The 18,434-nt window shown below is 53.7% G+C and carries 23 protein-coding genes; 10 read left to right on the top strand and 13 right to left on the bottom strand.

The annotated features are described in order from the left end of the window. Nucleotides 1–230 precede the first annotated feature (230 nt). Entirely contained in the window at nucleotides 231–932 is a 702-nt protein-coding gene (locus SBL51_RS01820; protein ID WP_317928762.1) for a TIGR01621 family pseudouridine synthase, read from the bottom strand. A 45-nt stretch (nucleotides 933–977) separates the two neighbouring features. Continuing rightward, nucleotides 978–1,340 (bottom strand): hypothetical protein, encoded by a 363-nt coding sequence (locus SBL51_RS01815; protein WP_317928761.1) that lies wholly within the window; start codon nucleotides 1,338–1,340, stop codon nucleotides 978–980. A 287-nt stretch (nucleotides 1,341–1,627) separates the two neighbouring features. Here SBL51_RS01815 and SBL51_RS01810 point away from each other — a divergent pair, with 287 nt between their 5' ends. From SBL51_RS01810 to SBL51_RS01800, 3 genes are read left to right on the top strand one after another with little or no spacing between them, the layout of a single operon-like run. Then, the gene (locus tag SBL51_RS01810; RefSeq protein ID WP_317928760.1) at nucleotides 1,628–2,122 is read left to right on the top strand and encodes a DUF3806 domain-containing protein; all 495 of its coding nucleotides are present in this window, start codon (nucleotides 1,628–1,630) and stop codon (nucleotides 2,120–2,122) included. Nucleotides 2,123–2,126: 4 nt separating this feature from the next. Next, on the top strand, nucleotides 2,127–2,978 hold the full coding sequence (locus SBL51_RS01805; RefSeq protein ID WP_317928759.1) for a mechanosensitive ion channel family protein: 852 nt from the start codon (nucleotides 2,127–2,129) through the stop codon (nucleotides 2,976–2,978). 12 nt (nucleotides 2,979–2,990) lie between these two features. Further along, nucleotides 2,991–3,236 carry a hypothetical protein gene (locus tag SBL51_RS01800; RefSeq protein ID WP_317928758.1) on the top strand — a complete coding sequence of 82 codons (246 nt, stop codon included), beginning with the start codon at nucleotides 2,991–2,993 and terminating at the stop codon, nucleotides 3,234–3,236. Nucleotides 3,237–3,239: 3 nt separating this feature from the next. On the opposite strand, the gene SBL51_RS01795 is transcribed toward SBL51_RS01800, so the two are convergent. The 3 genes from SBL51_RS01795 to SBL51_RS01785 all read right to left on the bottom strand — a co-directional run bounded on the left by SBL51_RS01795 (nucleotide 3,240) and on the right by SBL51_RS01785 (nucleotide 5,377). After that, nucleotides 3,240–4,073, bottom strand: a complete 834-nt coding sequence (locus tag SBL51_RS01795; protein WP_317928757.1) for a hypothetical protein — start codon at nucleotides 4,071–4,073, stop codon at nucleotides 3,240–3,242. Continuing rightward, a complete protein-coding gene (djlA, locus tag SBL51_RS01790; protein WP_317928756.1) occupies nucleotides 4,073–4,900 on the bottom strand; it encodes a co-chaperone DjlA in 828 nt (275 codons plus the stop codon). Before djlA ends, SBL51_RS01795 begins: the two co-directional genes overlap by 1 nt. Nucleotides 4,901–5,077: 177 nt before the next feature. Beyond that, nucleotides 5,078–5,377 (bottom strand): hypothetical protein, encoded by a 300-nt coding sequence (locus SBL51_RS01785; protein WP_317928755.1) that lies wholly within the window; start codon nucleotides 5,375–5,377, stop codon nucleotides 5,078–5,080. A gap of 320 nt (nucleotides 5,378–5,697) precedes the next feature. Here SBL51_RS01785 and SBL51_RS01780 point away from each other — a divergent pair, with 320 nt between their 5' ends. The 6 genes from SBL51_RS01780 (at nucleotide 5,698) to SBL51_RS01755 (ending at nucleotide 10,441) form a co-directional block, all read left to right on the top strand. Next, nucleotides 5,698–7,176 carry a hypothetical protein gene (locus SBL51_RS01780; protein ID WP_317928754.1) on the top strand — a complete coding sequence of 493 codons (1,479 nt, stop codon included), beginning with the start codon at nucleotides 5,698–5,700 and terminating at the stop codon, nucleotides 7,174–7,176. Between the two features lie 71 nt (nucleotides 7,177–7,247). After that, complete coding sequence (locus tag SBL51_RS01775) at nucleotides 7,248–8,141, top strand: LysR family transcriptional regulator (protein ID WP_317928753.1); 894 nt, start codon at nucleotides 7,248–7,250, stop codon at nucleotides 8,139–8,141. Between the two features lie 39 nt (nucleotides 8,142–8,180). After that, nucleotides 8,181–8,855, top strand: coding sequence for an SDR family oxidoreductase (locus SBL51_RS01770; RefSeq protein WP_317928752.1), 675 nt, complete (start codon nucleotides 8,181–8,183; stop codon nucleotides 8,853–8,855). Then, the gene (locus tag SBL51_RS01765; protein WP_317928751.1) at nucleotides 8,852–9,604 is read left to right on the top strand and encodes a tRNA-uridine aminocarboxypropyltransferase; all 753 of its coding nucleotides are present in this window, start codon (nucleotides 8,852–8,854) and stop codon (nucleotides 9,602–9,604) included. Before SBL51_RS01770 ends, SBL51_RS01765 begins: the two co-directional genes overlap by 4 nt. 4 nt (nucleotides 9,605–9,608) lie before the next feature. Beyond that, a complete protein-coding gene (locus SBL51_RS01760; RefSeq protein ID WP_317928750.1) occupies nucleotides 9,609–10,031 on the top strand; it encodes a hypothetical protein in 423 nt (140 codons plus the stop codon). Nucleotides 10,032–10,033: 2 nt separating this feature from the next. Continuing rightward, entirely contained in the window at nucleotides 10,034–10,441 is a 408-nt protein-coding gene (locus SBL51_RS01755) for a hypothetical protein (protein ID WP_317928749.1), read from the top strand. A 4-nt stretch (nucleotides 10,442–10,445) separates the two neighbouring features. Here the strand turns inward: SBL51_RS01755 and SBL51_RS01750 are convergent, their stop codons facing one another. After that, nucleotides 10,446–10,943: a DUF1499 domain-containing protein gene (locus SBL51_RS01750; protein ID WP_317928748.1), complete on the bottom strand. Its 498-nt coding sequence runs from the start codon at nucleotides 10,941–10,943 to the stop codon at nucleotides 10,446–10,448. Between the two features lie 132 nt (nucleotides 10,944–11,075). Between SBL51_RS01750 and SBL51_RS01745 the strand changes: the two genes are divergently transcribed. Beyond that, nucleotides 11,076–11,486, top strand: coding sequence for an EF-hand domain-containing protein (locus SBL51_RS01745; RefSeq protein ID WP_317928747.1), 411 nt, complete (start codon nucleotides 11,076–11,078; stop codon nucleotides 11,484–11,486). Here SBL51_RS01745 and SBL51_RS01740 read toward each other — a convergent pair whose 3' ends face one another. The 7 genes from SBL51_RS01740 to rimK form a co-directional block, all read right to left on the bottom strand. Continuing rightward, nucleotides 11,487–12,053, bottom strand: coding sequence for a hypothetical protein (locus SBL51_RS01740; RefSeq protein WP_317928746.1), 567 nt, complete (start codon nucleotides 12,051–12,053; stop codon nucleotides 11,487–11,489). Between the two features lie 21 nt (nucleotides 12,054–12,074). After that, nucleotides 12,075–13,514, bottom strand: a complete 1,440-nt coding sequence (locus tag SBL51_RS01735; RefSeq protein ID WP_317928745.1) for an NAD-dependent succinate-semialdehyde dehydrogenase — start codon at nucleotides 13,512–13,514, stop codon at nucleotides 12,075–12,077. Nucleotides 13,515–13,538: 24 nt separating this feature from the next. Then, on the bottom strand, nucleotides 13,539–14,366 hold the full coding sequence (locus tag SBL51_RS01730) for a hypothetical protein (RefSeq protein WP_317928744.1): 828 nt from the start codon (nucleotides 14,364–14,366) through the stop codon (nucleotides 13,539–13,541). A gap of 134 nt (nucleotides 14,367–14,500) precedes the next feature. Further along, nucleotides 14,501–15,436, bottom strand: a complete 936-nt coding sequence (locus tag SBL51_RS01725; protein ID WP_317928743.1) for a hypothetical protein — start codon at nucleotides 15,434–15,436, stop codon at nucleotides 14,501–14,503. A gap of 279 nt (nucleotides 15,437–15,715) precedes the next feature. After that, complete coding sequence (locus SBL51_RS01720; RefSeq protein WP_317928742.1) at nucleotides 15,716–16,147, bottom strand: ATP-dependent zinc protease; 432 nt, start codon at nucleotides 16,145–16,147, stop codon at nucleotides 15,716–15,718. A gap of 57 nt (nucleotides 16,148–16,204) precedes the next feature. Next, nucleotides 16,205–17,257 carry a M14 family metallopeptidase gene (locus SBL51_RS01715; protein WP_317928741.1) on the bottom strand — a complete coding sequence of 351 codons (1,053 nt, stop codon included), beginning with the start codon at nucleotides 17,255–17,257 and terminating at the stop codon, nucleotides 16,205–16,207. Nucleotides 17,258–17,309: 52 nt separating this feature from the next. Further along, nucleotides 17,310–18,215 (bottom strand): 30S ribosomal protein S6--L-glutamate ligase, encoded by a 906-nt coding sequence (gene rimK / locus SBL51_RS01710; RefSeq protein WP_317928740.1) that lies wholly within the window; start codon nucleotides 18,213–18,215, stop codon nucleotides 17,310–17,312. Nucleotides 18,216–18,434 lie beyond the last annotated feature (219 nt).

Raw genomic sequence — 18,434 nt, 5'->3', positions numbered from 1 at the left:
TTTTACTGATTACCACCACCGGCATACGGTAAAGTAGCGATGTACCTTGGCTTGTAAGATAACCACAGCGCAGCTCCAATTCTGGATCATGGGTGTTAAACCAGCATTCGCTCGGTTGAAAGACAGTTAACGGTTGAGGCAGGTTCTGGCTCGGCCAAAATAACCAGCCAAGAGCAGTAACCACCATCAAGGTAAGTGCGCCTAGCCCAATAAACCTACCGCTAATCACCCTACTCGCCCATCTCTTTTGGCGGCGCTGATTTTAACGGAGAAGCCGTGAGTAGCTGCTCGATGGCATCACCCATTTGGTCGGTCACAGTATCGAGCTTAAATAAGTCACCATAGCTCGGCATACATTGCCAGCGATAGGCTGAGCCATCCAACTCAAAACTGAGTTGATAGGCATGCAGGTAAACACGATCGGCAGGCTCGCCACCGTAGAGCTTATCCCCCAAGATCGGCGTACCCAAAGAGCGCATAGCCACGCGTAACTGATGGGTTTGACCGGTCTCTGGCCGCAGAAGATAGAGTCGCAGTGAGGGGGCCAGCGAGAGGGAGACAAAGCGGGTAACAGCAGGGTTGTTGGTTTCCCGGGTTAAGCGCCAGGCACCCCTACGGCTCTTAACCATATCACCAACGATAACACCCTGTTTTTTTTTCGGTTTGCCATGGGCTAGCGCCAAATAGATTTTGACCACCTGTCGCGTGGCAAACAACTCACTTAACTGAGTGCAGGCGGCCTGGCTGCGGGCCATTAACAGCAACCCGGAGGTGACCTTATCCAACCGGTGCACCGGCCAAAGAGTACCATCCGTGGTGGATTGTTTAATGAAATTAAAGAAGCCTGTCTGACCATCGCAATCGTGGAAGTCCCAATTGGGGGGCTTGTGTGCGACGAGGAACTTTTCGTGGTGACCGACTATGTAATCCATAGCCGGCATTTTAACGTGAAGTGTATGGCAGCGGTAAATTAATAATCAGGTCTCAATGCCACTTGGATCTGGAGCTTTCTTCGGGTCATCGTTTGGGGCGGTTGGCGGTGAGGCCGGTTGCTCCTCCTCTAACGAATCCTCCAGCGTCTTTTGCAAACGTTCAAACTCCTGCTCGGCAGCTTCCAATAAATTGTGCAGGCCGGATTTTACCCGTGCATTAGCTTCATCTACTACACCCTGCACGGTCTGTTTTTCCAGTATTTCAACCTGTGCTTGCAGATCAGCTACCTCGGCCTTCAATTGAGCGATCTCCGCTTCAGCGGCCAAATTTTGTTGATAGAGATAAATACCACCGCCAATCGCAACGACCAATACAACAAAGAGGATTAAAGAAGATAATCGTTTCATTAGTGACCTTGCCTTTATACCCCAAGTACTGTTAATTGCATGCCGCATTCAAGGGAGCGGTTGTCGCTCCATTGCCTGAGGTTCATAATGCCGCTTTTGACTGTAGCCTAAAGGCTGAGTTCAACCGCCTGGCTGGCCAATTACAGGGTTAACCTAGCAACGGGGTAATCGAACTGGCAACGCTGCCTGCAGTCTTAGACCCTAACCCAAACATAGACCCAAAACCCAAAACCCAAAAAGTGTAATGGCGTATGCTACTCCTGGAGCTGCGCGAATGGGAGATTGCCATGCGGATTCTACTTGTTGCGCTCACGTTAGCGCTATCCATTCCCTGCTTTAGTGAGGACAAATGGCCTCAAGTCACCGACCTGGACTGGCGCGACCTCCGTCAGCACAACAACCAGCGGCAATATATCGACGAAATGGCAACCAGCCGCCTTGGCCAGAGCCTACATAAAACAGAGTCTGACCTGAACATTTTACAGCGCATTGTCGACCAAAAATTAATCGAACCATCAGACTCCTTTAATCTGCAGGCTTTGGGTGTAGTGCTGGGGGACCTGTTTGTTGAGCGCTATAACCTGCAATGGAAGATCTATCAAGATGAAGAGGGGCGCAGTCGCGCCACCTGTGTCCCCAACACCAGCCAGTGCCTGTTCCCCGTCACCATGCTCTCGCGCCGCATAGAGGTGGGCCTACACCCCGATGTACAGGCCATCTATCAAGAGTCGGCCGAGCTGATTAAACCCTACCTGCCAAAACTGCCCTACCAAGTGGACTAACAACATGGATCCGAGCGATATCAACCTGGACGAACAGCTGGAACAGATCTCTGCCATCTACAGCTTAATTACTGAATTTCTGGTCAACTACAGTTTCCAGATCATCGGCGCGGTTATCGTATTGGCGATAGGCTTGTTTATCTCCAATCGCATTGCCAAAAAAGTCGAAAATCTCTGCATCGCCCGGCATATGGATGTAACCCTCTCCCACTTTCTGGCCAATGCTCTGCGCATCGCTCTTCTGGCTGTGGTGGCGGTGATTGTGCTCAATAAGTTGGGGATCAATATCACGCCCATGGTGGCCGCCATCGGCGCCTTGTCTTTGGGGGCTGGCTTGGCGGTGCAGGGGCTGCTGACCAACTACAGCGCCGGGCTCAATATTATCGTCACCCGCCCCTATGTGGTGGGCGATACGATTACCTTGTTGGGTGTAACGGGTATTGTCAAAGAGGTTCGCCTGGCCGCGACCGTACTCACCAATGAAGATGGCCAGATGATCACCATACCCAACCGCCACGTTATTGGCGAGATCATCCACAACTCACACGGCAGCCGAGTGGTGGAGCTGGAAATAGGTATAGCCTACAGCAGCAACCTGGAATTAGCCTGCGCTGTGGTTGCAGAGGCCGTGGCCGCCACCGAGGGCAACGACCAACGTCCGGCACAAGTTGGAGTGGATAACTTTGCCGATAGCGCCATCGTATTGGGCATTCGCTTTTGGGCACCCACCGACCAATACTTTGAGCAGAAATACAAAACCAACATGGCGATTTTCAAAGCCCTGCAGGCCAATCAAATTGCCATTCCTTTCCCCCAGCGCGAAGTTACGCTGCTAAATACGCCAGCCGGTAGCTGACAGGGCAAAGTTATGAAAAATTATCTAAAAGAGCTCGCCAATCAAGGCATCACCAGCGCCGATCTTGACAAAATCACAGAGGCCATGGCTGGCCGGGCTGAAAAAACCGGTTTCAGCCATCCGCACTCCGTTTACCATACGCTGGCGGTGGATTTAACGCTGGGGATGTTGGATACCATGCAGGAGGCCGAGCAGAACCTCGATAAGACACACAGCCTGAAACAGTGGTTGGCGATTGTTATGGATGTGGAGCTTTAAGCCTCACAATTCGTAGTCGCGCTTAAGCAGCTCCCGGGGCAACTCCTCTTCAATTTCACTGATGGTAGCAGCCTGCAAAACCAGGTAATCAATACCCAGCGTTTCACACAGTTTGGGTCGCTCCAGCCGCTCAGCCAATTGCTGAGGTTTTAGGCCAGCATCCCAAATATCGATATAGAGCCCTACCTTCGGCAGAAAAAAATCAAATACCAAATTGGGCCGTTTGCTATTGGCTATATTTTGCGCCGCCACCACATCAGAGAGATAACACCAGGATAAAAATGCCGCGGTTTGCGGGCGCTCGACCTCTATGCCATTCAGGCTATGACAGGGGGAGAGCAGCTCTTCATTACTAAGGCAAACACAGGCTGACTGAAAGTAATCATTGGCCAGCAAACTCTGTGGCCAGGAGACCCAAGGCACCCCGGTTTTTGGGTTTTCGTGTTGTACACCGCCCAGGGCCAGCCCCTCGGCGGTAAGCTGCCACCCTTTATGAACCCGCCGCATCCACTGACAGTGCTCAAGCAGCAGGTTGATAAGCCGTGGCGATAAGCCTACCGACTTACCGATATCACTCGCCGAAAGCGTATCGTCCCGCTCAATTTTAAAAATGGGGTGGGAGAGAACAGATTCTGGCCAGGCCAAATAGTTGCCGTACTTTTTACTCTCCCTAAGGAAACCACCCTCAAATTCACCTTTGGCAGTAAGCTGCCAATTATCACCATCCTGTAATATCCAACCCGCGGCCAGCAGTATCTCGGTAACCTCTTTCAGCGAGAGATCCAAGGCATCCGCCAGTGCGGAACGGGAGTAGCTCTTCTCTTTACGCTCCTCCATTACGAATTACCTGCGGCGGCACGCTGTTTTTTAATCAGATCATAGGCTGCCTGGATATCTTTGGCCCGCTCGGTAGCCATATCGATCATATCCTGCGGCACACCCTGCCCCATGAGTTTATCTGGGTGATTTTCACTCATCAGTTTGCGATAAGCTTTTTTAACCACCGCATCGGAAGCACTCGCCTCCACACCCAACGCCTCGTAAGCCAAGGCCAGCTCGTTGGCGGAGGAAGGCTGGGCACCACCAGCGTACTGCTGTTGGTGAGATTGATAACTCTGGTGGAAATTTGCCTGGGCGCGGATCATCGCCAGTAGTTGTTTGAAAACAAAAGTGGCAATCCCCAGGTGCTCGGCAATCTTTGCCAGACAGACCTCTTCCGCCGGGTCCAGCCGGCCATCGGCCAAAGCCATATTAATAAGGTAGGTTAAAACTGTTTGCCGAAGGCTCGGCAGTTTGTCGCCGATGGCATTAAACCGGCCTGCCTGGGCGATCAGATCAAAGTCTGCAGAAGAGCCGGCTTTGAAATGTTCGATGGCCTGTTTACGGTGTTCCGGGTGCAACCGCATCTGTGCCATAAATTGTTCAGCAGCGGCTATCTCCTCTTCAGAAACCCGGCCATCGGCTTTAGCGACATAACCCATCAGACGGAACACGGTTTCAAAAAAGATCTGCTCGGCCTCTGCCCGTTCAGCGGGTGAAAGCGCCGGCCGGAATTGTTTGAGCGAGCGATCGAACATATGGCCAACTGCCAAACCAATTAGCAGCCCCAACGGCCCGAGTACCATTAAACCAAGCAGCGCACCAATTAACTTTCCAAACCACATAACAATCGCTCAACGGGAAAAGCGGCCAGTATACCAAGGATAGGGCCAGGCTCTAGACCCGAACAGGGCCACAGTGAAAGAGATCAAGAAAAGGATCGAACAGACGCGAGGAGACAAGCAGAAACACAATCGCCCCAAGAGATGGGGCGATTGATTAACAGGGACTAAAACAACCGACTATTTGCCGTAGGTGCCCAGTTCCTTAACGAAGGCATCACGGGCTTCTTCGGCAATAGTCGAGAACTCGGCACCTTGTGATTTCAGCAGTTCAAACAGCGCTTTGCTGGTATCCATATTGAATTGGACCAGCTCCTCAGGGGATTTCAAACCCTGCGCCTTTTTGGCTTCATCCTGAAAGAAACCAGCCAACATCTGGGCCGCTTTCTGCTGCTGGGCTACGGTTTTAGAAATTACGTCTGCCTGCATGGTCATTAACGCTTTTACTGACTCAAAGGGCTTCATAAGGTCTTCAGTCATGGTCTTTCTCCTATATACCGGTGTCATCCGGAAATTTGACGAGGTGATTTAATCCCAGTTGCTGGTAACGGTCACGGGCTGTTGATTGCACCAGACGGCTCGTGCTGCATTGCAGCAATTGTTGTTTACCCGCCAGAGGTTGTCAATATAATTTTGCAGCCTCTACTTGCCCCCTCTGCAACTGCGAGCCCACGGTAAGCGCACCGGGTTAGCCAAAACTTTAAGCGCAGCGCCTGGTCAGAGTACTTCGTACGGTTGAATAATCCTGGCCTCGACCGGCCACCAACAATAAATACATTTGTGTCTTTTTCAGCATGCTAATGTCACTGTGCATTCAATACCTCTGCCCCGGTCGCACTGCATGGACCTTTTGCATCCTATGCCTGAGCCTGCACGCCTTCAAGCTGCAAGCTCAAACCGAAATGGAATATCCACTGCTTGAGGTTCTCGAAACGACCGGACAACCACATCAATACCGGGTTACCCTCTACAACCAGGGGCAGTCACCGGCTCAATTTCGTTGGCCCAAGCACGCGCAGGTTGATAAAGATCCGGTCAACGACACGCCCTGCGAGCCCTATAGCCGGGGCAGCAACACCTTGGCCGCAAACCACTGCACCAGCGCTTTAATAACCCCACCCGAAGTCTCGGCGAGCTGGCAAAGGTTCGACACAAGTACCGGCCAGCCAAGCGTCCTGCATCAACTTAAGGGTGAAGATTGGCTGGTCGATAGCCAAGCACACCTGCTTGTTGAACTTAGGCTGCCCCCTAATTACGTTGTCTCAAGCCCCTGGGCTGAACAGATCACTGAAGCCGGCCACGTCCGTTTTCCGGTTCCCAGTTCACCCTACAATAGTGACGGTCTATTACTGTTTGGCGAATTTACCCAAGCCACCCTGCTGATCAACGGCATGAGCGTTGACCTGGCCTATCTTGGCGGCAATAACCTCACCGCCGTTGAGGGCTGGTTGCGTGATAATCTTCGGCAAAATATCACCACCTTTGGCGCTGTTGCCCGGCCTGACCTACAGGTTATTGTGGTACCGGTTGCCGGCCACCACTCAGAAAGCCCAGTGCCCTTTGGCCACGTCATTCGAGCGGGAAACAACAGCATTCGCTTTTTTGTGGCCAACAACGCCAGCTATGCCGAGTTAATGGCCGACTGGACCGCCACCCACGAGTTCTCGCATCTATTGCTCCCCTACCTGGGCTACGACGGCAAATGGGTATCGGAGGGCTTTGCCAGTTATTACCAGAATGTTTTGATGGCTCAGGAGGGGCAGTATTCGGCAGAGCAAGCCTGGCAAAATCTGTTGGCGGGCTTCGCTCGAGCCATACAGGTTCGGCCCCTCACCTCGCCTAACAACAGCGTTGAACTGGGCATGCGCCAGGCGCGCATGATGATCTACTGGAGTGGTGCTGCCCTGGCACTAATGGCCGATGTCGAAATCAGACAACAAACCAAGGGGGAACGGACCCTCGCCAACCTTTTGGGTGAATTCGCCGAGTGCTGCTTCGACCAGCAACCCACCTGGAACACCACCAACTACCTGCAGGCGCTGGATAAACACCTGGCTCAACCGGTGTTAATGCCCCTCTACAATCGCTACGCCGACCGCCCGGGTTTACCTGATGTGGCTAATACCCTTCGGGCACTTGGCATCAGCCACCGGGATTTCCAATCGGTAACCCTGGTGAAAGGCCCACTTGACGCGCTAAGAGATACCATTATGGGGCCACCACAGAGCAATCAGACCCCCGGGCAACCCCCTGCCAGCTCAACGAATAGACCCGACTAGGGTACGATTCCCTTTTTTGAAAATTGCCTTACCATTAGGCCTAAATATTCCCGCCAAAAAGATTCTTTCTAATGAGCCGAGAACCTCAACTCACCCTCGACGCCCTGCGTACGTTGGATGCCATCGATCGACGTGGAAGCTTTGCCGCCGCCGCCGACGAACTGTCGAAAGTGCCCTCGGCGCTCAGTTACAGCATACAAAAGCTGGAAGACGAGCTGGACCTGCTGCTGTTCGACCGCTCGGGGCATCGTGCCACACTCACCCCCGTCGGCCGGCTGATACTGGAGCGCGGCCGGGAGATACTGCTCGCCACACAACTGATGATCGATGATGCGCGGTTGCTATCCAACGGCTGGGAACCGGAAATCGTCATCGGCGTAGAGACCCTGTTTGACGAAGCCCGGCTCTTCCCGCTGGTGAACGAACTCGCCGAACAGGCCAACACCCGGGTGCGGCTCGAAAGTTCAGTGCTGTCCGGCACCTGGGAGCTGCTTGATCACGATCGCGCCGATCTGATTATCGGCTCCGATATCAACGCCGCCACCACCGAAGTGCAAACCCGCTACCTCTATTCCGATACCATGGTCTTCTGTGCAGCCCCCGACCACCCCATTCACCAGGAAGAGACACCCCTGGACCCAGAGGTGTTAAGCCGCTATCGCGCCATTGCCATTGCCGACTCCGCCATAAACCGGCCCAAGCGGGAGGTTCGGCTATTTGATGAACAACCCCGGCTTACAGTCGCGAGCCTGCCCTTAAAACTGAAAGCTTTATGTCTGGGATTGGGTATTGGTACCCTCCCCCAATCCAGAGCGGCAGACCTGCTGGCCAGTGGTGAGTTGGTCACTATTGGCGACGGTCAGCCACAAACGGTCGATCTGCAGTTGGCCTGGAAGAATCACAAAATGGGGCAAGCCAAGCAGTGGTTTATGCGGCGGATCACTGAGTTGTGTAAGACGCTTTAACCACCCGCCAGCAGCAGACGAACAAATTTCGAGGATCTCATGACTACTATCGTTATTACCGGCGCCAACCGAGGCATTGGACTGGCGCTGACGCAACTCTATCTGGCCGCCGGCGACCAGGTTATCGCTCTATGCCGCCATACCAGCCCAGCATTAAGTCAAACCCAGGCACAGGTCATCGAGGGTGTGGATGTTGGCGACGCAAGCACCCTAACCAATCTCGCCAGTACCTTAGCCGGGCCTTTGCAGGGCAAGGCGATCGATATCCTGATCAATAACGCCGGTATACTGCGTGAGGAGGAGCTCGACTCGCTCGATTATGACGATATGCTCGCCCAATACCGGGTAAACGCGCTGGGGCCATTGATGGTTTCGAACGCCCTGCTTGGTCTGCTCAAACAGGGCTCTAAAATCGCAGTGATCACCAGCCGCATGGGTTCTATCAGCGACAACACCTCCGGTGGTTACTACGGCTACCGTATGTCGAAGGCTGCACTGAACGCCGGTGCCACTTCTCTTGCTGTCGATTTAAAACCGCGCGGTATCGCTGTTGGCATTCTGCACCCGGGCTTCGTACAGACGGAGATGGTCAATGGCGCCGGTAACATCAGTGCTGAAGAGGCGGCCCGCGGTTTGATAGCGCGCATTGCCGAATTAACCCTGGCAACCAGCGGATCATTCAGGCACTCCGACGGACAGGCACTGCCCTGGTGAGTGAACGGACAGCCCCACCGCTATTTTGTGGTCCACCGGCCGAGTTAGAGCTCAGCTGTGGCAGCAACGCCTTTCAAAAGCTGCGGCAACAGCGTCAGCGCAGTGCCACACGCCCCTTTCTGGCCCGTGGCCACCGGGTAGTACGCTGCCCCCGCTGCCAGTTAAACCGCTGTATCTGCCACCATCGCCAAAGCCACACCAGCGAGATTGATTTCCTGTTGCTGATGCACCGCAATGAGGTGTTAAAACCGACCAACACCGGCAGCCTGGTGGCAGACTGCTTTCCCGCCAACACCTGGGCAGCCACCTGGCACAGGACACAACCGCCAGCAGAGTTACTGCAACTGCTGGACAATGGTCGTCACCGGCCCCTGCTGCTCTTTCCCGGGGAGCTGAACCCGGTGTTCTACGAGCAACCTGACACCAACGAGCACAGCGACAGCCGCTGGCTACTGGTGGTGATCGATGCCACCTGGAAACAGGCGAGGAAGATGTATCTGCAGAGCCCCTGGCTACAAACCATGCCCACCATTCGCATCAATGCTGGCCACAGTGCTGCCTACCATCTGCGCCAAGCCGTCGACGGAGACCAGCTCTCCACCGCGGAGGCGGTCGCCTATGGCCTGGATAGCCTAAATCAACCAGCCAGCGCCCAGCATCTGCGGCACTATTTCGGGATCTTTAATCAACACTATCTGGCCATGCGGCGCAATTTGGTTGAGCCCGTGGTTACCCATAATCAAGGTTGATGTTATGTGTGGCGGTGTCCGTTTTAAAGCCGAAGGCGATGAACTGAAGATCTACTTCCCCAACCCCAAAGCGGTGATGCCGGTACGGAGAAAGGATGGCAGCCACGAACTGGTGGCCTGGGGCCGGCGCGAATCCCAGCCCGGATTTATGCCCAAAGGCGGCTGGGCCAGGCTCGACTCCATTCGCGCCGGAAAATGGAGCCAGTATTCGCCGGTTCCCGTCAAAATTGACGTGGCGGCCTTTATGGAGAAAGATGCAGAAAACGTGAGCCAGTGGTATGAGCTGCAACCCGGGGAGTTTATTCAGGGGTTAATTGCCACCCTGGGCGAAGAGCGCCGCCTCTATGTGGTTACCGAGTTGAGTGAAAATAGCCAACACGCCAGTCAGCGCTGGCCAAGAGTTATCAACGAACAAGAAGAGCGTTAACTATGCGTCTGGACTTTAACCCTTCTCAAGCGGTAATACAGGCAGGTGTTGTAGTACTCACCCAGGGAGACGCCCGTACCGAACTGTACCTTAAAACTTGTGGTGACCTTAGTGAGCAGCGCGACCTCAACGAAAGCAGCGATAAGAGCTACACCCTGATCGCGTTCAGCCGGGTGGCCGACAGCGAGCGCATCGCTCGACAAGGGCCCTACACCACCCGCGCCCAAGCCGTTGCGGCTCGTACTGCCATTATTAACGAACTGCTCCGTTTAGGTTATGAAGTGGCTGAGTCCCAACCTCTGTGGGAGCTTAAAGCGCAACAGGAGATCAGCCGCATCCGGCAGACAAAGAGTCAAAGCGGTGGCAATTACGCCTTCGACCCCAAAGATGTCTTTTTTGACTTCCCTTAGCGGGCTACTGCTCTAGGGAAGGCGCTTTAGCGTTGGCAAACGCTTCGCGAAAGGCCGCCACCCGCTTGCCATTAACCCCCATATCGCCATAGCCCACTCGCGACGCCGAGCGCACTTGCAACACCCCCTTCTCTTCGTCAAAGCGCAGTTCAAAATCGTCGACAAAGCCAAACAGCTTGGAAGTAAATTCCGCAGCCAGATAACTCTCGGTCTGTTCGACCACCACGCCGCCCATAGCGGTAATAACGTCATTGGCCTTGGTTAGAATCGGAGTAGTAACATCTGCCGCGAGCTCAATGGCAGGTACATAATGGGCGGTATCGACAGGGTACTCGCTGTTAACGCAATTGGGGGATTTGGGGCAAGGGTGTAGTTGGCCATCGAGCAACCCGGGGGCCGACGCCTGTCGCGACTCCTTACCCAGAGCGAAGAAACGCAACACCAGCAACACCGCCAGAATAAGCAGTACAACCACTGCGCCGATGACAATATTTTTAAACATAACACGCCCCTTATTTTTATAGCGGCCAATCTAGCACATTCATCTGTGTCAACCAATTCACTCGCCCGGCGTTTATAACCAGACAACCCAAATCTGGGGAACAGTTCCAATTTCAATACAGAGGATCAATTTTTGGCAAGTGGCAAACGCTTATCCGTCGTGGCAATTATCACTCTGTTGGCAGGTAGTACAGAAACTGCGCTGGCAATTGGCGATGGCTCGCGCCTGTTCAATGCCATCGATAAAAATCACAATGGGGTAATAGAAGAACAGGAGCTGACCGAGTCGCGCACAGCGCTCTTCCATCGGTTGGATAGCAACACCAGTGGCTACCTGGAACAAAGCGAGCTTGAAAATAAGCAGCAGCGATTGCAGAACCGTTGGCCAAACTTCCCGCCGTTAGCAGATCTGGATGGCGATGGGCTGATCAGCTTGGCAGAGTTCGGCCGTGCACCCTTGCCACTGATGCTGGCCGACGCCGATGGTAGTGGTGCCATCAGTGAACAGGAGTTTCAACTGTTTGTTGCCAACCGCCGCCAATAATCAAGCGCGATCGGCTACCAGAATCGTCGTTAAATAGAACAGCGTACCCAGTTGTGGTTGGCCGGGTAACTGCGCGGCGACAGTGCGCATCAACGAACCGATAAAATGAATATTCTTGGGGAAGATCAGCGCCGCTTGAGCGCGGAAAAACACCGTGGCCGAGAGCCGGTTATCGTCATCCAGATAACAATGCAGCTCGCGCATGCATTTAGCCTGGTCATCGTCAGAGTGTGCGGCAAAGGCGTCGTTGCCGATTGTGATTACCGCCCGCTTGGAGGCGGGATAGCAGCTCAAGCAATCGACAACATTGGCAATTTTACGCTGCATCCCTTGGCGATAATCGCCCTGGCCGCCACCGCGTAAATTACTGAACAGCTGATGTTGTGCTTCGCTAATGGGCAACTCTAAATTCCAGGCCGTGTAGGCTTCCAGTACCGGCAGAGGAAAAAGCTCGGTCTCGACACAATAGTCCGCCATATCCAGTAGCTGGCAGTAGTTGCGAACACTGCCCTGTCGCGCACTGCGGGTCATGTTTTGCCAAGCTTGGTGGCAACTAATTGCCTGCATATTCATTTCCTTTACCGCTGACTACTCGATACCCAAACAGACGCTTTTCACCTGCAGAAACTCATCCAGGCAATCTATCCCCTGCTCTTTTCCCAAACCCGACTGTTTCCAACCACCAAAAGGAATTTCGGCGGCAAACAGCTGACAGCTGTTAGCGCCTATAGCGCCCGCTTGCAGTTGTTCACTGACGCGAACCAGCCGGCTGATATTTTCGGTAAATAGATAGGCGGCCAACCCAGCCTCGGTGCTGTTGGCTGAGGTTATCACCTCTTCTTCGGAATCGAAGCGATATAAGCAGGCCACGGGACCAAAAATTTCCGCACTGAAAGCCAACATGGTGGGCTGCATATCAGCCAGCACCGTGGGTTGAAAAAAAGCACCGCTTGTTGACTGCTCGCCTAGCAATAGACGAGCGCCTTTATCAATGGCATCGGCAACCAGTTCAGCCAGTCGGCTGGCCGCGGATGAGTGAATCTGCGGGCCGATGTCACTGGTGGCAAGCAGTGGGTCGCCGACACTCATCGACGCTACGGCCGCCTGTAGTCGCTGGCAAAATTGGTCATAGATGGTTGATTCAATATAAAAGCGATTGGCACCGACACAGATTTGGCCAGAGTTATAAAACCGGGCATTGATGGCACACTCCACCGCACGCTCTATATCGGCGTCGGCGAAGACAATAAATGGCGCATTACCGCCCATCTCCAGAGCTAGCCGCTTTACTGTGGCAGCACACTGTTGGTAGAGCTGTTTACCCACCTTGGTGGAGCCTGTGAATGACACCATGTGAACACGCGGGTCAGCACAGAGAACTACGCCCACGGTGGCCGGAGCGTTAGTTATCAGCACATTCAGTACACCCACCTCCACACCGGCACGCTCAGCGAGCTGCACTAAAGCAAGGGCAATCGTGGGGGTTAATTCCGAAGGTTTTATCAAGCAGCTACAACCTGCCGCCAGTGCCGCACCGGCTTTGACAATGATGGCAGCGGCCGGAAAATTCCAGGGAGTAATACAGGCGACCACGCCTACGGGTTGCTTTAGAGTGAAGTTGCGTTGCCCGCCGTGCATTGGCAGGGTGGTGCCGGTAATTCGCAAAGCGGCCTGGCTATACCAACGCAGCATAGCCGCACAGTGGTCTATCTCCCAGCCAGCCTGGGTTAACAATTTACCCGACTCCGCTGTGATTAGTTTGGCCAGCGGTTCTCTGTGCTGTTGCAATAAATCGGCCCAAGCGAGGAGTATTTCAGCACGCCCCGGTAACGAGCGTTGCTGCCATTCAATCTGCGCGTCTACAGCCGTGCTAATGGCCCCTGCCACCTGCTCTGGAGCAATAGCCTCCAACGTTGCTACTGGCTCGCCGGTAGCGGGATTTATCACCTCAAAGCGGTCGCCACCGGCGACGGCCCGACCACCAACCCAGGAGGCCGCCAGCGCCATACTCTCTTTTAATTGCACCATGCACGAATAACTTTTATCGCTGAATTAGAAGTAGTGGGAATACTCATCTTGCATTGCCGGCCACTCCTCGGCCATGAAGTGGCGCAAACGGGCGGTACAATCGACCTCTGGGCTAACCCAGCCCTCGGCAATTTGATGATACTCACCACCCTGAAAATAACGATCATCGGCGGCAAAATGCCAAGGCAGATGGTCAAAATTGCGCAGACCAATACTGATGCGCGGCTGTTCAAGTAGTGGCACCCGGTGGCGCAGGTAGATGTTATCAAACACCACCATATCACCGGCATTTAAGGTGGGGGCGTAGAGCTTCTGCTTACGGTTATCCAACAACTCGATGCCTTTGCCCTCATTGGCATTGGCTACCACCATCACCGCCACGTAGCGGGGTAAGATACCCTCCAGCAACTGAAACTCCACACCGTCAGCCGCCTTTTGCGCGCGCAGATACTCACCATCGAAGTGTTCGCCAACCGGTTTGCTGCCACTGAAGTAGTTTTGGTAATTGAGCATACAGCGCGAACCCGGCGCCACCGGTTGGCCGGAAAGCAGCGTCAATATCTGGTTGTGCTCTCTCAAAAAGCGGTCGATGGTAGGGAAATGGCAGTGGCCAACAGTTGGAAATTCGCTGTTGCCTTCGGCAATCATGGCCGCGTGGCTAACACGTGTTTCAGTGCTGTCGGATGGGTAGACGCTGTGCGCAGCCAGATTTTCTCTGGTGTAGAACTGTTCTATGAACGCTTCCGCCTCCAGTTGTAGCTGTTGCAGCTCATCGGCGGGAAAATAGCCCTGCAATACGCAAAAGCCCTGCTTGGCCATATCAGCTGCCAGCTGCTCACTATCGATATTCATGGCCTTTTCACCTGTCGTCCTCTGTTGTTAAGGGCTTGTGGTTCGCTCTGCTGATAGCGAATTCAGGCCCAGCAGAAAGTTAACCGGTTAAGGCTACGCACAGTTTTCGCCAATTTCAAGCGTTTATTAAGTGGTTAGGAGTATTCCAAATCAAACCAACCCTGAGCCTGCCGCAGGCGTATGGCCAGTGAGCCTGTTGGAACAAGATTAATCGCCAGCCCAAGTGGGGTGATAGCGACGAATGTCGCGAGGCTCATACCCGCTGCCAGCCTACTGCCGGAGTCTATAAGCCGTCTCTTCATCTGTGCCTGTTGATCATGCCAGGCGCTCGCCGCTCCAACCGCCTCCGTATGATTGCTAAACAACAGGACATTGTCCGAGATTAGCGTTATCGATTTGGCCAACATCGCCAGCTTCTGTTCGGCGTTGTGGTCCTGCAGTGGGATGCAGAAATCAGCAGCTTTAGCACCCGCCAAGGGAGAGTTGCGTAAACTCGCGGCGAATTGATTAAAACTGGCCTGACTCTGTAGGTTAACAACCAGATTATGGCGATCAAAAGCCCGCTGCAGGCGGCGCATCGCCGCCGCTAACATCTGCGGTGAAGCACCGTGGGCTCGCAAACCATCGTAATGCCACAACGCTCTTTCATACTTATCCAGGGTTAATAGCACCGCGGTGACGGCAATTCCGCTATCGGCACCAACACTGGCAAGGCCCTTGCCACCATAGAGCCGCAAACAGTTTTTAGCCTGATAAAAGTTTTGCCGCGAGAAGAAATCAGCCAAACCCATCACCACCCCACCACCCACCGCTCTGCTCAGGGCTGCCAGTACAGCGTGCTGTTGTGGCGATAAGCTCATTAACGCGGTGGAACGGTTGTCTCCACAGGCTTGTTCAGGGACCAGGATGGGAGTCTTGGGGGTGCAGTGTTCAGTTGGGAAGAGAGACGCCTGATTGGCGCCCAAGAGGCGATCAACAAATCGCTGATAATCAGCGCTGGGTGGGCAGAGTAACGTCGCCAGGTTATCGAGAGTAGCTGAGACGGACGGATAAAACAGGTAATACGCCATAAAAGCCCCCAGTAGCGAATAAATCCGTTAAATGTACTGAGTTTGATCTCCGTACAACGTGATCAATTGCCAATAAATGAACCCAACTGACCGGGCTCTGTTCCAGTCACTTCGCGTTATCGGTGCAGCCGAGCTCAGTGCTCTGAGTTGAATAATGCTTTCGCGAAAAGCACTTTTCAAAGCCCGGCAAAGCTAAACGAAACGCCTGACGAAGCAGCTGAGCGCGCGGTTCTGTTATACGATTCAATATTGATTTGGGGATTGGCCAGTTGCCAAGGCCTAGTTTTCACTGCTCAAGATAAAGGTTTCCGAGGGGTCGACCAAAACCTTATCCCCCATACCCTCACGCCCCAGCAGCATTAGGTAATTCATGTCTGAGCGATTAGTAAGCGTGATCTCAATCGGCCAGGAGTGCTGCCCGAGCTGTATGGGTGTTTTGATCACATAACGCTCTTCAGAAACCCCGTTGGACGATTTAATCGTGCGGATATCGTGCAGCCTGGAGGCACATTCTACAATGTGGTTAACATTGTAGACATCCGGGTGGATATCGAATTTTACCCAGGGCTTCCCACCCTGCCGGTAGCGCCGAATATTATCGACGTGCAGAGACGACGTTTTCGCGCCAGTGTCGACTCGGATTTGCAGATCGTAAATACTGAGCTCCGGGAGGTTACAGCTCTCTAATGAGCCGATGATCAACTTCTCCATAGGGATCACCCGATTATTGAGATTATTAAGTTTCTTGACGTGTTACCAACACCGGCCCTAGGAACTTACCTGTTCATCCGGGTTATCTGATGAAGGCATCAAGGCATCCTGCATCAGCTCGATGTTCTCCACCACTTCATCGTCGCTCTCGGTAAAGTAGGCGATATGAAACATGGCATCGCCCTCCTGCACCAGCGGGATATTCTGCTTACCAATGATAATTCCCGAGCGCGTAGCGGTTACCGTGCCAAGGGTTTGTGCCAACGGGCTGCCTATTTCTGCCAGCGGATCGCCCGTTTCGACCTTATCACCCAGGTTTTTCAAACTATGCACGATGCCGCTGCAATTGGCCCGCACCCAAAAACTGGTGTTGGCCACAAACGGCTGTATCGGTTGCCGCTTGGGCGAGGCCTGGCGTACACGTTTCGCCACCATTCCCAAATGCTCCAAAATCTTCACCACACCCCGCACGCCGGCTCGGATGGAGAGTTCATCAAAGCGCAACGCCTGCCCGCCTTCATAGAGCAGCAGTTTTAACCCCTGTTCAACGGCGGCCTCGCGCAGCGAGCCATCCCGGATGTTTGAGTTGATCAACACCGGCACACCAAACGCCTCGGCCATGGCCAGGGTCTCCGGGTCTTTAAGATTGGCCCGAATCTGGGGAAGGTTGGAGCGATGAATCGCTCCGGTGTGAAGATCGATACCGTATTGGCAATGGCTGATAATTTCGGTGAGGAATCGGTTGGCCACGATACCGGTTAAGGAGCCGGTGCTGGAGCCCGGAAAGCTACGGTTTAAATCGCGCCTATCGGGCATATAGCGGCTCTGGTTGAGTACGCCATAAACGTTCACCATGGGCACCAATATCAGTGTTCCGGCGGTGAGTTTGGGCTTTTTCAGCCGGATGAGCCGCCGAATAATCTCGACGCCGTTAAGCTCATCGCCATGTATCGCCGCACTGACAAACAGAGTCGGCCCAGGCTTTTTAGAGCGCACCACATGCACCGGCATGCAGATATCCGTATCGGTATAGAGGCGCACCACGGGAAGTTCTATCTGGACCGATTCGCCGGCTTTTATGCGGTGCCCACCTATCTCAAGTTCGTCCAAACTGTACCTCTTCCTGCAGAGCCGGGAGCCGGTTGCTTAACTCACCGGCGGCTTAACCCTTGCCTTTGGTTCGCGTTTTGTGAGGTTGAGCACTCTCTTCAATAAACTCAAAAATCATGCTGGCAACATCTTTTTTTGTAGCAGACTCTATACCCTCCAGGCCCGGAGAGGAGTTTACTTCCATCACCACCGGGCCCCGTGATGATTGCAGTATATCGACCCCGCACACATTTAAACCCATAATCTTTGCCGCGTTAACGGCCGTGGCCCGCTCATCTTTTGATAAGCGCGTCAACTGCGCGGATCCGCCGCGGTGAAGATTGGAACGGAACTCGCCCTCAGCCCCCTGCCGCTTCATGGCCGCGACCACCTTACCGCCCACCACAAAACAGCGAATATCGGCACCGCCAGCTTCGGCAATGAACTCCTGCACCAGAATATTCGCCCGTAAGCCCATAAACGCCTCAATAATACTCTCGGCGGCCTTATTGGTATCGGCTAACACAACCCCAATACCTTGCGTTCCCTCCAACAATTTGATCACCAGCGGCGCACCACCGACGTTTTTGATCAAATCTTTTACATCATCGGGTTTACTGGCAAAGCCGGTTCTGGGCAAACCCACGCCTTTGCGGGAGAGCAACTGCAGTGAGCGCAGCTTGTCACGCGCACGGCTAATCGCCACCGATTCGTTCAAACAAAAGGTGCCCATCATCTCAAACTGCCGCACAACGGCCGTGCCATAAAAAGTAATAGACGCGCCGATTCTAGGGATGACCGCATCGTAATGCGGCAGCGCCTTACCCATATACCGCACTGTCGGCTGGCTGGTGGTGATATCCATGTAGCAGTGTAGGGTGTCGATCACATCCACTGTGTGGCCACGCTGTTGGCCAGCCTCGACCAGGCGTCTGGTAGAATACAAATTTGAATTACGCGACAGAATTGCCACTCGCATAGGTCTTTCCAAGATTAATTGTTAAGCGGATAGAGGTCGTTTAAGGCGTGCAGACTATAGTTTAGCTAACCTATTATTTTGAGAAGGCCACCGTTGTTCCCAAGCGGGTTCAATCCTAAAGATTGAACAAGACAGGTAGATGTATGCCCATTGGCTTTGGCGCCGGTCAATTGGCGTTGTACGGTCAGCATTGTGCAACCTCCAAATCAGGCCTGCCTC

Origin of the sequence: Halioxenophilus sp. WMMB6, assembly GCF_033283405.1 — a bacterium.
Lineage (GTDB): Bacteria > Pseudomonadota > Gammaproteobacteria > Pseudomonadales > Cellvibrionaceae > Halioxenophilus.
This window is presented reverse-complemented; position numbering and strand designations above follow the sequence as displayed.